Raw genomic sequence first — 15,150 nt, forward strand, 5'->3', positions numbered from 1 at the left:
CCTCTTTAGAGGTACGCTATATAGATAACTTTGTAGCTGCTGTCTGTAGCTGAGCCTAGAATTTTGGCAAATCAATTTCAGGATGCTTCCCCGTAGCTGGTCTTTCAAAAACATCCCCATACTTAGCATTGGCTGGGATAAACCCGCCATTCCATAAATAGAACCACCCATTTTCTGATCCTCCGCCAAAGTCAAGACGGTCTTTGGCTTTAGCAGTTGCGTCATTGCTGAACTTCGCTTTAGTCAGTTCTATCCACTCTCCTGCATTGGTTTTTATCCAATGGTTACCAAAATAGCCCTTGCGGTAAAGCTGCCCGTTTTCAAAGTAAAAGTTTTCCAGGAAGGAATATAAATGCCCCATGTACTTCCCATCTTTGGGTGCCCGGAAGCTGGCAATTAGCTTCCACTCATTATGTTCAGGAACGTAAAAATAGGCAGAGTAAGTAGTGGTAGTGCCCTGTGGAACGCTGTGCATCAGAAACCGGTAAGTTTGACCAGCTTTCCAATTATACACCCAATGGCTATGGCCACCTGTACCTTCACCGCCAAATCCGCTGGCATGTACACTGTCTCCTTTGGCCAGCAAGGTAACCTGATCTTCATATTTTACTTTGTCCCGGGATTCTGGTTCTCCACCGGCGTCCCACACAGAGAAAATAATCCTTCTTTCCGAAGGCCCGTTTACCTGCATCCCAAAGTATCCACGATGAAAACCACAGGACATAAAATAAGTACCCAGTTTATCCTCACCTTCCGGCACCTTAATTTCACCATAAAACCATTCTACATTTTTGTTGTCCGGCACCGGGTAGTTCAGATGCACCGAAGCAGAACGGCGCCAGGATTTAGCATTGAACTGTATATCTTTTGTAGCAGTTCCTGTTAATGAAACGCCCTGTATATCAGCATACACCTTACCTGATCTTTCCAGCCCTTTTAGTGAAAGGGAGTAAAATCCGGTCTTCTTTATTTTCGTTTCCAATACGGGTATTGTAACGAAATCAGCTACTGCAGGGACTGAGATGGTTTTATCTACACCATTAAGGGTGGCTTTTACCTTACTGATACCATCTGCCTTTGCCTGTAATATAACCTTTAGATTACCGGGATTACTTACATAAAAATAGAAGTTAACCGTGTTTGCAGCATCTGTCCACCCCGCTACTCCTCTCCTTTCATTAATATTTACCCCTTCTTCCTGGGGCGCTGCATAGGCTGTAAATCCGGGAATAGTTATTTGCGTGGATTGCGCCAGCGTAGTGTGGCTAATAATCATACAGCAAATTGCTGCCAGTGCTTTCAGTTGATATCGGATCATTGCGAAGTTTGGGATGATGTACTACAAATAAAGCAGATGCAGGTGCCATATGCAACTATTGGCCGATAAAATTGACGCTGGTATGAGAATAATTAATTGCGGTAATAGCTGGTCAGGCAATTTGCGGTAATAAAAGACAGTAAATGGGAGGTGTATCACCTGTATTATCCCCGATATGAGTACAAAACTGCACAGGAAATAACCGGGTGATTTTAGCCTAAACCTTCACTATTGTGGATTTGTGGGAGATGCTTTGCGGAGGAATCGTTTTTGTGGCAATAATATAAGGCGATAGATAATAGAAAGAAGGACCTGGACATAGTAATGACATTTAACCATTATCATACATAAAACTGATTATTATGGAAAAGCAATTAAAAGATAAGAAAGTAGCTATACTGGTGGCAAATGGGTTCGAGGAATCAGAATTTACTCAACCATTGGCAGCGCTGCAGGATGCCGGAGCCCAGGCAGAGGTAATTTCCTTGCAGCCAGGTAAAGTAAAAGCCTGGGCAGAAAAAAATTGGGGGAAAGCGTATGACGTAGATAAAACTGTGGATACAGTAAACGCGCAGGATTATGATGCATTGGTACTGCCAGGAGGTGTGATTAATCCCGACTTGCTACGGGTAAACCAAGATGCTGTTAATTTTGTATCCGGCTTTTTTGATGATAGTAAGCCCATTGCTGCAATATGTCATGGCCCCTGGACATTAATTGAAACAGGTGAGCTGAAAGGAAGAAAAGTAACTTCCTATAAATCTCTTAAAACGGATCTTATCAATGCCGGGGCTAATTGGGTAGATGAAGAGGTGGTTGTAGATAACGGCCTGGTTACCAGTCGGAATCCTGGAGATTTACCTGCCTTTTGTAAGAAGATGCTGGAAGAAATTGCAGAAGGAAAACATCAGGAGGAAGCGCCTCGTGAACAAGCTTTTCAAAGCCAGAAAATGAAGTAATATCCGGGGCTGACTAAAAAGAGAATATCCTTTTAGTCAGCCTTCCCCATTCTTATTTCTTTATCTTTTTATACTTTATTTCTACAGAAGCTACTCCAGCGTTAATCATATCTAATTTGCGGGCGGCTTTCTTAGAAAGGTCAATGATACGTCCATCTACAAAAGGACCACGGTCGTTTATCCGTACTTTTACTGTACGTCCGTTAGCCAGGTTCACTACTTTTACTTTAGTGCCGAAAGGGAGTGTCCGATGGGCAGCCGTGAGTTTGCGCTGTCTGAAGATTTCACCATTGGCAGTCTTCCTGCCTTTGAAATAGTCCGCATAAAAAGAGGCCTTTCCACTTTGCGTTACCTTGGGGCTGCAGGAGGAGAAACATGCAACCAGCAATATGATGCCTGTAATATATCGTATAGCCATGCTTAACATCTGTTTTGCTTTAATACTGCAAGATACCACTATCTGAAAAACAGCGCTTAACAACAATTATTGTATCGGGTGATCATAATAACCCTAATAACGGTTACTGAAGTGCGTAGATGGTGCCATCTGTACTCCCAAAATATAATACACCATTTTCTATCCAGGGGGTAGAAAGAATACTTCCCATTTCTGAATACGCTTCATACATCTTTATGTAATCCTGCTGATACGTTTCCATTAAGTTGGTTCTTAACTGTTGGGTAGCAGGATCATAGAACTTGTTATAGGCTATTTTGCTGGCTACCGTCTGGAAGATATCCCTGATATGCCCTGTACTTAAATTTATCTTATAAAGTTTACCATTTAAAGCACCCACATAACCAAATTTAGGAGTAGTAGTGATACTGCTAAAGATGTTAATAGTGGCATCAGCCTTCCATTGTAAATCACCAAAGCCTGTATGGAAGGATAATACCCGCCGGGTATCCGAAGTGGTTACCAGTAGCCGGTTGCCTGCCAGGCTTGGAACGCTGGTCCAGCTGCCAGGTTCCCGGTATACCCATAATCCTTTACCGGTGCGGGCATGGAGAGCATATACATTGTAGTCCCTGGAACAGAAATACACACTGCTATCAGCGGCTACTGCATGAAACTGAATTTCTCCTGCAGGGAAGTACCGCTCTCCGATGGTGTCAAATTTCCACCGTAATTGACCATTGGTTTCCAGGGCATAGAAAAAGCCATCATAGCTGCCAATTAATATTGCATTGTCAGAAATTGTGGGAGAGGCATGCACCGGACCTCCCGTTTTAAATTTCCACCGGAGCTGGCCATTACGGGCGTCTAAGGCATAAATATGGCAGTCTCCGCTGCCAAAATAAATTACCCCATCATATATGGCTGCGGAAGAAAGGAAATAATCCCAGGTATCGGTTCTGCCCTCCCCCTCTGTTTTAAACTGCCACAATAATTGGCCCCGATGTATATCGAGCGCATAAAAGATACCATCAGCGCTAAGAAAAAAAACAGCATTCCCATCACAAACCACAGACGCATTTACAGCACCACCAGTGCGGTATTTCCATAATTCTTTGCCGGTTCTTTTATCCAGTGCATACAGCGTAGAATCTCCTCCTCCGGCAAACAGGGAATTGCCATTAATTACGGGAGAGGCCACAATAGGTCTTTGTGTGTTGAATTGCCATTTTACCTGCGGGGCATCGGCAACATCTGCAGTAATGGTAAAATTATTCCTGCTGGCAGTACGCCCTAAGTGCTGGGCTTGCAGGACAGTGTGGCAAAGTATTGCCAGTGCTAGTACAAATAAAGGTTTCATGAGGTAGGGAAATTATACCGCTGAATATACAGTTTCATTAACTTTTTTTAGGGATTATTATACAAGCTGCAATAGAGAGGGTTGGTGGGAAAGCAGAACAATATGCCTGGTAATATGTTTTATAAACCCACGGGCACAGGTATAGTTATTGTGTTTGTATTAAAATGTAAAACCTGATATATGGCTAAATCAGTAGCAGAACAGATTGTGGATATGCTGGCCACAGCTGGTGTTAAACGTATTTATGCAGTAACTGGCGACAGTTTGAACCACTTAAACGATGCTATCCGGAGAAATGGCAGAATACAATGGATTCATGTCCGTCATGAGGAAGTAGGTGCATATGCTGCGGGCGCAGAAGCCCAGCTGACAGGCCTGGCTTGCTGTGCGGGTAGTAGTGGCCCAGGCCATGTACACCTGATCAATGGTTTGTACGATGCACACCGGTCCGGTGCTCCGGTATTAGCGATTGCTTCAACAATTGCTACCAATGAATTTGGTACCGATTATTTCCAGGAAACAAATACTACCAAACTATTTGATGATTGCAGCTATTATAACCAGGTTGCCACAACGCCTGCGCAGGTACCGCGTATGCTGCAGGCTGCATTGCAGCATGCAGTACACAAAAATGGCGTAGCCGTGCTGGGCCTCCCCGGAGATGTGGCTGCTGCAGATGCCACAGATATTACCTCCTCTGTACAACTATACCGGTCAGCATCAGTTATCCGGCCTGCTGATGAAGCACTCCGGCAACTGGCGCAATTATTACTGGATGCCGGTAAAGTAGCGATTTACTGTGGCATCGGGGCGGCAGATGCGCATGATGAAGTAGTGCAGCTGGCAGCATTATTAAAAGCACCAGTGGGGTATACCTTCCGTGGGAAAATGGGCCTGGAATATGATAATCCCTATGCTGTTGGTATGACTGGTTTACTGGGGCTGGCATCTGCTTATAAAAGTATGCATGAAGCAGATGTATTGTTACTGCTGGGTACAGATTTTCCCTATACTCCTTTTATACCGGCGGATAATAAAATAGTACAAATAGACCTGAAGCCGGAACGGCTGGGCAGACGTGCGCCATTGGAGATGGGGTTATGCGGTAATATCAAAGACACCCTGCAGGCATTACAACCACTATTAAAGGAGAAACAGGATACCCAGTTCCTGGATGAAATGGTAGAATTTTATAAGCAGGTAAAAAAGCGCCTGGAAACATATGTGGACGACCAGGGTAAAGCGGAAGCCATCAGCCCGGAATTTGTGGCAGCTACTATCAGCAAACTGGCGGCACAGGACGCAATATTTACAGTAGATACAGGTATGACTAATGTATGGACGGCCCGCTATCTGGAAGCTACAGGCAAACGGGTACTCCTGGGATCTTTTAATCACGGGTCCATGGCTAATGCTATGCCACAGGCCATTGGGGCTGCACTGGCGACACCGGGAAGACAGGTATATGCGTTATGTGGTGACGGGGGCCTAACTATGCTGCTGGGTGATCTCATGACGATCATTCAATATAAACTTCCCGTGAAAGTGATCGTTTTCAATAACCGTTCTCTGGGAATGGTAAAGCTGGAAATGGAAGTTGCCGGATTGCCGGACTGGCAAACAGATATGGTGAATCCTGATTTTGCTGCGATAGCTGCAGTAATGGGATTTAAAGCCTTTACAATTAAAACGCCGGAAGAAACGGCCACAGTACTCGAACAAGCCTGCAACGAATCAGGGCCCGTGCTTGTGAATATTTTTACCAATCCCAACTCACTTGCGATGCCACCAAAGGTCGAATTTGGACAAATGAAAGGCTTTGCACTCTGGATGGGGAAACTGATTTTAAGCGGGCGGTATGAGGAAGTATTTGATTCGATAAAGTCCAATTATAAACATCTGAAAGATGTGCTGTAATTATGATTAGAACGGATATCCGATAGCGATATTCAGAACCAGGTTTTCTTTTCTCCAGTCAGGATCTCCAAAACGTACCTTATTAATTACCCAGCGTTCCTTTTCAGGGAGCCAGGGTTTACGTAACGGGAAGGCCAGATCAAAGCGTACTACCACAATAGAGGCATCTATACGTAAGCCTGCGCCGGAACCTACTGCTATTTCTTTATAGAAACGATTGAATTTAAACTGGCTGCCAGGTTTTTCAGCGATATCCTTCTGTAGCCAGATATTACCTGCATCTACAAAAAGGGCAGCATTTACCACGCTAAACAAATGCATACGCAGTTCAGAATTAAACTCCAGTTTAATATCCCCTGCTTCATTGGCCAGCAGATTTGATAAAGTGTCTGGCCGGATGTAGGAACCGGGCCCCAGGGTCCTTACCCGGAATGCCCTGATACTGCTGCTTCCTCCTGTAAAGTATTGTTTTACAAAAGGAAGTGTGGATGAATTACCATAAGGCAGACCGTATCCTCCGTACAACCGGTTTATCCAGGTCATACCCTTGCTGAGCTTCCAGTAATGACGGGCATCTAAACTTACCCGGCCATATTGGGCAAAAGGATTATTAAAAATTTTACGGGTGCTGTCTGCTCCTTTTTTAATGAGAAGTCCCATCAGATTACCTGAAACATCAATGTTCCCGCTGATATAGAAACCATGTATACGGTTATCAGACTGATTATTAAAGGTGATAGTATAGTTACTTCCCAGGATGAACTGTTTGGAAATAGCGTTACGCTGACTGGGATCCACTTTCAGGATACTATCATATGCCGCAGTAGTATTGGTAGGCAATACATATGAAATGGAAATCGGTGCCAGGGCATGATCAAGATATGCTGATTTGCGCCAGAGGTATTGCAGCTGCGCGGAATAAGCATTCAGATTATACAGGTCCCGCCGGCTATATAATTCATATGCCAGGCTGATGCGTGTTCTGGGCACATAAGGTGTACGTATGTTAATCCCTCTGATAGGTGTGAGGAAGCGTGGTACTGTTACAGACGCTTCTCCCTTCAGGCTATAAGAATTAGATCCCGCTGCCTTTCCCCTGCCTCCGGTTTGCCACTCCATCCCTCCTGCCAGGGATAATTCCAGCAGATTGGCAGCATGCAACCAGTTACGGTTGCGGGCTGTGATTCTTACCTCAGAACCAACAAAACCATTTGATTTGGAGGTGCCTCTTAATTCTGCCTGCAAAGAGCGGCGGGGATAAGGCGTAAGATAGAATTTTGCACTTAAAAGCCCACTGTCGCTTACCACCTGGCTATCCCGTAACATGGCGGTTTCACCTAATAGCCTGCCACTTTTAGGCTTACTGCTATCCTGTGCCAGCGTGCTGTCTTTTACTGCAAAGGCCTTACGTTGTACACTATCTGCGGGAAGTACCTCTTTTATTTTGGTGCTGTCCCACAACAACCGTTGCTGTCTTCTGGATAAACTGTCCTCCGGAAACCGCCCCCTTCTTGCCCTGGCGCTGTCCAGCAGCATGTGATTCCTGGAAGCGCTGTTATCCCGTATAGGAGAGAACGTTCCTTTCACAAATTTGAACGTACCCAGGTTTACCAGTCTTTGTAAAGTAATATTATGTGAGCTGAGCCGGTATAAACTATCCGGCCGCAGGAAAACGGAGCGTTCAAAAACGATGGGCTTAAAGCGTTCCTGCGGATCAATAATATCCAGGTGCTGATAATGGATCACTTCTCCTCTTATAGTTGCAGAATCACCTTCCAGTGTGTAATCAGGATATAGGGTAATATCATGCATCTTATATGGGCGGCGAGCCACCTTGGGGGTGGTTTCTTTTACTTTCAGGAATAAATCTACCGTACCCGCATTAGTGCTATCCACCTGTACCAGCAGGTAATCAGGCGTAAAGTAATAATACCCTTGTTCTTTCAATATGGCATGTATGCGTTCCCGTTCTGCCTTGACGCTATCCAGGCTATATGGCTTTCCTACAATAAGGGAGCTGTTGCCGGCAGTAGCATATACTGTCCTTCCCAGTGCACTGCTGTCTGTTTCAAAGGTTACACTTTTGATGGTATAGCGGTGATTAGCGGTAGAACGGTAAATGATATCCGCTTTTTTCTTCCCTTCATTTTTAATTTCTGATGTTGTAGCTGCCTGGAAATAACCATGATCTACCAGGTATTCCTGCAGCACCTCAGCGGTATAGTTTGGTTTGGCCTGACTTAGCAGGATAGGTGCCTGTCCCCATTTTTTACGGAGTAAATAATTCAGCCCTTTTCCCTTAGGTTCATTACCAAGGTTGTAGAGCCAGAGTTTTATAGGCATTCCCAGGAACTTGCTGTTAGGCACCGGGCGTACCCTTTTTTCCATACCTTCTTTCAGGGTGCCGTAATCTTTAGGCTTGTTTTTATCTTCCCATTTGATAGTTGCACCTGTATACAGGCGGTCACCTTCCGGTACAGTACGTGTGGTACTGCAGGAGCTGATACCCAGGCCCAGGAGCCAGAGTGTTATTAATTGAACGATATTGCTGTTTCCTTTCCGCATTCCTGTTATGTAGGCGTTTATTTTTTTTGCTCCTTGTTGCGGAGTTTTTCTTTTTTATCTGTTTTTCTGGCCCGCTGCAAAATCTCTTTAAAGTTATCGTAGTCCATTACCAGCGCAAAAGCCACACCGGTTTCTATTATCTGTCCTTCTACTACAGTTTCATTCTTATTGCGCTGGTATACCCGTACCAGATAGCGGCCATCACGGGTAAGCTGATATTCTACAGAGATATCCCCTACCAGGGAGCTGGCATTAGACTGCTGTTGCCCCTGTAGCATTATATTGGAGCCAACTGAAACAGTCAAGCGGTCGTTAAAGAGCTTTTTGGAAGCACCCACGTTAAGCGTAGTCGTTTCCTGTGCAGCGCCGCTGGAGTAGTCTTCTTTGTTTTGCAAGTCAAAATTGAGATCTATTCCTTTAATAAGGTTGCCGGCCAGATTATTGAGCTGCTGTGATAATATTTTACTTACACTTTGTTTAGCCGCATTACCAATACCACCGCCACCGGCACTATTCAGGGTAGCCATAGGATCTTCAGGAATAAAGCTGTTCAAAACAAGCAGGCCCATCACCTGTTTATTCAGCTCAGACTCTACCTGGTTGATTTGTTTGATACGATTATAAACCGCACCATCCAGTGCATTACGTTCCCGCTCCGGCATATCCAGCATAAAGGTGATATCAGGCTTCATGAGGTTGCCTTTGATCATCAGGTACACATCAAAAGGTAAGCGCTGTTTAAAGCGGGTTCTTTCTGACTCTGATTTACCACTGATCTGATCAGCTACCAGATCTGCAGCAGAAGTTTCTACCGTGTATTTGGCAGTAATATCAAGATCCGCACTGGTGGCTTCTCCATTGAAAGAGATGAAGCTACCTTTCTGAATAGTAAATGACCGTTTGATCAGCTGGTTTAATGACATTTCATATTTACCCCCATCTATCTCATATCTGCCGGTGAGGCTCATTTTACTGCTGGGGTCCAATGTTGCATTAATATTGGCGGTACCTTTTGCTTCTACATAATCACCGTTTTGTTTGTCAATGATTATTTTGATGGTAGATGCCGGCGTTATTTCCGCAATGCCGGAAAATATGATGCCTTTCAGGCGTGGGTTTTCAAATTTGGAACTATCCACTTTGGCCAGCATACTGGAATCTACCGGATTGGATTTGTCTACAAATTCGATGACCCCTTCCCTGTCGGACAGCCCCGGTGCATCATCCGGCAGCATTACGGTGATGTTGGACTTATCCCTCAGTTTAACGGTAGCATCTACACGGGGTAAATCAAGATTACCCCGGATTTTTACTTTACTGTCAATGAATGCCGGTCCATAGATCCATTGGTCCTGGCTTTGCTGCTTACCCAGTGCCATGAAATTATCTGCATTTACATCCAGCCGGAAGCTATAGTTTGTAAAGTCTTTGGTATTAATGCGGCCATCCACCACCAGTTCATTTTTCAGACTATCTATAATAACCAGTTTATTCAGCTGGATACCTTTGTCATCGATAATAATGGTTTCATCAGGCAGGGTAAGATCACTGCCCAGGTAGGTGATAGTACCTCCTGCGTTATTAAAATGCAGGTTACCGTTTACATTAGGCTTGTCAGTAGTACCTTTTATGGTAAACTGGCCATCAGCGGTACCATGCATACGGGAGATATTCCCAAATGTAAATGGTTCGAAAGAAGCCATATTGAGTTTTGCGATATTCACCGCTGCATTAATAGTACTGTCATAGGTACCAGCCACTTTTACATCATTATCATTGCCGGTAAGACTGGCATCCAGTTTATATTGAGCAGGTACCGGTGTTTCCACTTGTGCGTTCAGCGTGCCCATCGCAGCTCCCTGTACAATAAGACTGTCTACTTTAAGCGTACTGTTGATGAGCGGAGAAGTGTCCCAGTTGCGCACCTGTGCATCTGCATTGAGCACGCCATTAGCCAGCAGGGTATCTGCCGCCAGCATACCGGTGATAGTAGATAGCTGGAAGTCTTTTATACTGGCGAGGAAAGCAGGTTTGCTACCACTGGAATCCTGCTGGGTAGATAATTGTATGGATTGCTGGCCGTAGGAAAGTTTCAGATTGGCGGTATCTGGTCCGCCATCTTTGATACGTATGAGGTTATTTTCTGCTACGGTCCATTTTGCTTTATTGAGCAGCAGATCTGGTTTTAAAGACAGCTCCATTACGTTGGCTGGCAGGAACCGGAGTAAGCCGCCCACTTTATATTTGGGTAAATGTTTTACATCTTCCAGGTCAAGGTCCCAATCCACCAGGCCGGCGTGCGCAGTAGTCTGTAATTGCGTGTGGTACAGGGGTACAACTTTGTGCTTAATAGCTGCCAGGGAAATGACCGCTTTCAGTGTGGTATCCTGGATGTGTGCCTTTACCAGCATACTATCCAGCTGAAGGGAATCGTAATTCAGTTTAGGTAGTGCAGCATTTAAGACCAGGAGGCTGCTATCACTGTTCATCCGGCCATCAATGATCAGCGGCTTTTCCATGCGCAAGCCTGGTAAAAGCGGCTGGAGGCTGGTAGGCCATGATAAAGCAGCTGTCCACTGTAGTTGCTGGTCTGGCGGAAGTTGTACAATCCTGGAAGAATCGATAGGTTGTAGTGGTTTATTAATCAGTTGGCCCATCGCCCCTCCTACTTTGGTATAATCCACATTACCCTGTGCTTTGATAAAGCCAAATGGTCCCAGGAGGGAAAGGTATTGCTGATCCTGCCAGTGTGCTATCAGCAGTACAGAATCTACCGGAAGTACCTGTCCTTCTGCAGCTATTTGCCAGTCGGTAAGCCAGGCACCCCCTTCCAGGCGACGGGGTTCCAGGCTGGAAAAGTCGGCCAGGAGGTTACCTTTTAAGATCATGGGTTTATCATACCAGTTGGTGGCATAGAGGTCTGCTTTGGCCAGGTTCATTACTGCTTTCAGATTTCTTACAGTAGTGTCTGCCAGCTGTCCGCTAACGTTGAAGTTTGCGGTGATGCTGGTATCCGCACTTTCGCCAGTAGCTTCAAACAGACCTTTGTTAATATGACCTTTGATGTTTACATCCTGATACGTGTAGCCATTATAGGTGGCATGGTCCAACTGTATGGCGGCTTTAGCCAGCATGTCCGGAAGACTGTATCCCTGGCCTTGTGCTACCATGTGTCCGGAGATCCATCCGAAGGTAGTATCATACAGTAATACGCCTGGATGTACCCGGAAGTCGGACAGATTTACCTCATACCTGCTACGCAGGCTATCTGTAATGTTGATGAGGTGGGCAGACAGGTTTGCATTGGCGGATTCGCTTTTCAGCTGAAGTTGTGTTTGCATATCCTGCATCCCCCCTTTAAATGAGCCGGTGAGCAGCAGGTGTTCCGGTAGGCGCGGTGTATCTGGTAAGATACCTGCCGGCAACCAGGAGCGCAGTGGCTTGTTGCCGGATTGCAGCAAGATCGAAGGCAGATTAGCCTGCAGGCGGTCTACATCTGTAGCGTGGGCTATTTCTCCCTGTGTTTGCAGGATATTGCCATCATTATCCGTTACATGCAGTTGTTCTATTTTTAATTGTCCCAGGCTACCTTTTATGATAGCAGCGAGGGTAAGTTGTTTATGCCAAAGGGGAGCAAATGATTTGTTTTTACGGGCATCCGGTACAAAAGGCAGCCACTCTCCCAGTGCAATATGGGAAGAATCCAGGTTGGCAGTTATCTGCAACAGGTCCATGTTTTGAGATAAAGTGGACCAGGAAGGAACGCTAACGGCTATATGCCGGCGTAAAAGGCTTTGATTGGTTTGTATCAGAAAGTTTTGCAGTGCCAGGCTTTGCGGCGTGAACAGGAACTTCATGTTGGCCTTCCGGATGGCAAACCCTGACTTGTCTTTTACTTTAAGGCTGTGCATTACCGCCGAAATGCTATCCGGTTTGTAGCGTATATTGCCAACACGGGTAGAAAAGTCTGTCAGGAAAAGGTGGTTATAATCCGGATCTGGCCCTGCAGCTTTAGGCGGCGGGGCGCCATTATCATACCGCATTGCCAGTCTGTCCATAGTTACCTGGGTAGCAAATACCTGCCAGGTATTAGGAGTGGAATCTGGCGGAGGTGTGGTCGTATCCTTTGCCGGCAGCATGGTGAGCAGCCCACCGGTGTTTTTGATACTGAGGTCGCCTATCTGAATGCGGGTAGAATCCTGGTCGAGATTACTGTTGCGCAGCATCAATTCCCCTATTTTCCAGGCAGTACTGAGTCCACTGCCTTCATCCGCATAAACAAAACTGCTATTGGTGATCTGTAGTTTTTTCAGGAGCAGGTGAAGTGTACTGCCGGAAGTATCTGCTGGCGGTGGAGGCGGAGCGGCTGCAGTTAATGTTTTAGGGATATACTGTTGTTTAAACAATCCCTTTAGCCCATCCAATTTTATTCCCCTGAAGGAATATACCCCATCGTTAATCAGCAGATCATCCGGGTCTACATGCAGCTGATGCCAGGTTAAAACGGCGGTCATTCCTCCGGGGGCATCAATATAGCTCACTTTTACCTGGCGCAGAGAAATGTCTTTTATTTTAAACTGTAAGGTGGTGCCGGTAGCCGGTACAAGTGTATCAGGAGGAGCCTCTGTACTACCAAAAGCATCTGCTATAAACTGGTAGTTAAAGGCACTATCCCCCTGATGGCGGTATATATTAACCAACAGGGTATCCCATTCCAGTTTATTGATGTTCAGTTCATTATTTAAGAAGGAAAGCAGATTATACCGCACTTTCAGGGAACCGGTATAGAACAGGGCCTGATTAGTAGTATCTGCAACAAATACGTTACGCAGTTCTAAATATTGCCAGCCTCTGGCATGCAGATAGCCAATACGGACTTTAGTATGTAGTTTCTTTTGCAAATATGATTCTCCCTGCCGGCGCAGATAGTCCTGTACCGAGGTTAATTGCAATAAAAGCACTACCATAACGGGCAATAGCAGCACCGCTACAATAATCCATAAAAGCCAACGCCACCAGGGGCGGCCATGTTTCTCTCCGGTTTCTGCTGGTTCTGTCACTATGATAATTTACAAATAGTAATTTACTGAATAAACGTATTACGACGTTTATAGTTTAAACGACTGGGTATTAATGTTTAGCATGTTACAAAATCCATACCCGTGGGGAATGGGGGTAACAAGCATCCCTGCATGGTTATACGTACGTGAAGACAGGCGTCAGGGTGTGAAAAATAATCCACGTACTGATTTCCGGCACAACACCTACTACTGTTTCCTGAAATGGGTAAACGCAGCAAAAGTAGTAAATGTTGAACTAATGAGCAGTTAGCTTTTAGTTTAATGCAGCGGAAGAAAGCTGTTAGCTATTAGCAGTTAGCTTTTAGCTCAATGCAGCGGAAGGTTCAATGATAGTTATATGCTAATGATCTGTTGCCTGTGTGGTAATTTTGCCCCGCAGGATGTTTTTGTTAAACCCATTTCATAGCCTTTTATGCACTATTCATACTCTATCTATGCTTTAACTATGCTTTAACCATGCTTTAACCATGCTTCAAGCATAGGGTGACTCGTCCTAAAATAGGTTTGGAACGCTTTAACTATGCCTTTACTATAGCTTAGCCATGCTTTAACCATACTTCAAGGTAGACTTAACCCTCCTTCGCTGCATTCTGCTCGTGGCTCGCAGCTCTTTTATCGTCCGGCCTGGTTTTGCAGATTAAACCGGCGGATATAATACTCTAATTGGTCTTTCCTGGCTTTATCAGCATTAAACTCCGCCAGTAATTCGGGGTCTTGTGGCAGAATGTATTTCTTCAGGTTGTAGGGGGTGAGTTCATATACCTCTCCTGAAACAATGTTGATCACTTTTTTTTGATTGCTGGCCGTTGTGGTATTATTGATGGTCATAGTGGCAGGGTCAATGGCACTACGTGCCGGTGCCAGTACCGGAATTTCATACAGGCAGTAATATCCGGTGATCAGCAGTTTGTTAAGGCCATTGTCTTTTACATAAATATCCTTTCCGTCAGAGAACCCCCAGTACGATTTTGGCTTTTGTTCCTGACCGGTAGCATTTATTACTTTAAGGGTGGAGCGTTTAGCCTGCAGAGATAGCTGTGCAAGGGTGCTCCGGGTTTTAGTCACCAGTTCCCCGTACTCTGACGGGCTGTTGGTTTGAAATTCCCGGAAGGAGCGGTAAATGCCTTTTTTATACTCCCGGACATTGGGTGTAAGCTGCTGCGTGGGCCGCAGGGCAATGGTGTCTTGCCCATTGGCCATTTGCAGCAGCGTTATTAAATAAAGAAACGGAAGGAGTAGTTTTAACCGCATAACCAGACAAAAATAGGGGCCGGGGCTTACCGGTACAGAGGTAATAGCTGAATGGGGTATTTAATTCTACTGATACAGCATTTGTATCGCTTAATAATTAAAATGCCTGACAACGCATGCTATGTAAACCAGAGGATGGATAAACGAGATGCACCAATCCCCATCTCAAACCTATAAGGGCGGAATAACGGCCGGCTTATGATAAGAAGAGAATATGCATAACATATATGGGTGCATCTGTAAGGAGATCTGATAAAAACAAAAGGCCGGGTAAAAACCCGGCCCGGCTGAAGGTTACAACA

At 45.2% G+C, this 15,150-nt stretch carries 8 protein-coding genes; 2 read left to right on the plus strand and 6 right to left on the minus strand.

All coding sequences use genetic code 11. The features are described 5' to 3' along the window. Positions 1 to 55: 55 nt before the first annotated feature. On the minus strand, positions 56 to 1,318 hold the full coding sequence (locus ABR189_RS17620) for a DUF3472 domain-containing protein (RefSeq protein WP_354661779.1): 1,263 nt from the start codon (positions 1,316 to 1,318) through the stop codon (positions 56 to 58). A 362-nt stretch (positions 1,319 to 1,680) separates the two neighbouring features. On the opposite strand from ABR189_RS17620, the gene ABR189_RS17625 reads away from it, so the two are divergent. Next, the gene (locus ABR189_RS17625; protein WP_354661780.1) at positions 1,681 to 2,277 is read left to right on the plus strand and encodes a type 1 glutamine amidotransferase domain-containing protein; all 597 of its coding nucleotides are present in this window, start codon (positions 1,681 to 1,683) and stop codon (positions 2,275 to 2,277) included. A gap of 52 nt (positions 2,278 to 2,329) precedes the next feature. On the opposite strand, the gene ABR189_RS17630 is transcribed toward ABR189_RS17625, so the two are convergent. Together ABR189_RS17630 and ABR189_RS17635 are read right to left on the minus strand one after the other, a co-directional pair. Beyond that, a complete protein-coding gene (locus ABR189_RS17630) occupies positions 2,330 to 2,695 on the minus strand; it encodes a septal ring lytic transglycosylase RlpA family protein (protein WP_354661781.1) in 366 nt (121 codons plus the stop codon). A gap of 103 nt (positions 2,696 to 2,798) precedes the next feature. Beyond that, positions 2,799 to 4,034, minus strand: a complete 1,236-nt coding sequence (locus ABR189_RS17635; protein WP_354661782.1) for an outer membrane protein assembly factor BamB family protein — start codon at positions 4,032 to 4,034, stop codon at positions 2,799 to 2,801. Positions 4,035 to 4,214: 180 nt separating this feature from the next. Here ABR189_RS17635 and ABR189_RS17640 point away from each other — a divergent pair, with 180 nt between their 5' ends. Beyond that, positions 4,215 to 5,951 (plus strand): thiamine pyrophosphate-dependent enzyme, encoded by a 1,737-nt coding sequence (locus ABR189_RS17640; protein WP_354661783.1) that lies wholly within the window; start codon positions 4,215 to 4,217, stop codon positions 5,949 to 5,951. Positions 5,952 to 5,957: 6 nt separating this feature from the next. Here ABR189_RS17640 and tamL read toward each other — a convergent pair whose 3' ends face one another. The 3 genes from tamL to ABR189_RS17655 all read right to left on the minus strand — a co-directional run bounded on the left by tamL (position 5,958) and on the right by ABR189_RS17655 (position 14,797). Continuing rightward, positions 5,958 to 8,516, minus strand: coding sequence for a translocation and assembly module lipoprotein TamL (gene tamL, locus ABR189_RS17645; protein ID WP_354661784.1), 2,559 nt, complete (start codon positions 8,514 to 8,516; stop codon positions 5,958 to 5,960). Positions 8,517 to 8,533: 17 nt separating this feature from the next. After that, positions 8,534 to 13,576, minus strand: a complete 5,043-nt coding sequence (locus ABR189_RS17650; protein WP_354661785.1) for a translocation/assembly module TamB domain-containing protein — start codon at positions 13,574 to 13,576, stop codon at positions 8,534 to 8,536. A gap of 633 nt (positions 13,577 to 14,209) precedes the next feature. Continuing rightward, positions 14,210 to 14,797, minus strand: coding sequence for a hypothetical protein (locus ABR189_RS17655; protein ID WP_354661786.1), 588 nt, complete (start codon positions 14,795 to 14,797; stop codon positions 14,210 to 14,212). Between the last annotated feature and the right edge of the window lie 353 nt (positions 14,798 to 15,150).

Origin of the sequence: Chitinophaga sp. H8 (assembly GCF_040567655.1) — a bacterium.
GTDB classification, from domain to species: Bacteria; Bacteroidota; Bacteroidia; order Chitinophagales; family Chitinophagaceae; genus Chitinophaga; species Chitinophaga defluvii.

Coding starts and splice junctions, on each gene's coding strand:
- ABR189_RS17625 (WP_354661780.1), top strand. CDS start 1,681: ATGGAAAAGCAATTAAAAGATAAGAAAGTAGCTATACTGGTGGCAAAT.
- ABR189_RS17630 (WP_354661781.1), bottom strand. CDS start 2,695: ATGGCTATACGATATATTACAGGCATCATATTGCTGGTTGCATGTTTC.
- ABR189_RS17640 (WP_354661783.1), top strand. CDS start 4,215: ATGGCTAAATCAGTAGCAGAACAGATTGTGGATATGCTGGCCACAGCT.
- ABR189_RS17635 (WP_354661782.1), bottom strand. CDS start 4,034: ATGAAACCTTTATTTGTACTAGCACTGGCAATACTTTGCCACACTGTC.
- tamL (WP_354661784.1), bottom strand. CDS start 8,516: ATGCGGAAAGGAAACAGCAATATCGTTCAATTAATAACACTCTGGCTC.
- ABR189_RS17620 (WP_354661779.1), bottom strand. CDS start 1,318: ATGATCCGATATCAACTGAAAGCACTGGCAGCAATTTGCTGTATGATT.
- ABR189_RS17655 (WP_354661786.1), bottom strand. CDS start 14,797: ATGGCCAATGGGCAAGACACCATTGCCCTGCGGCCCACGCAGCAGCTT.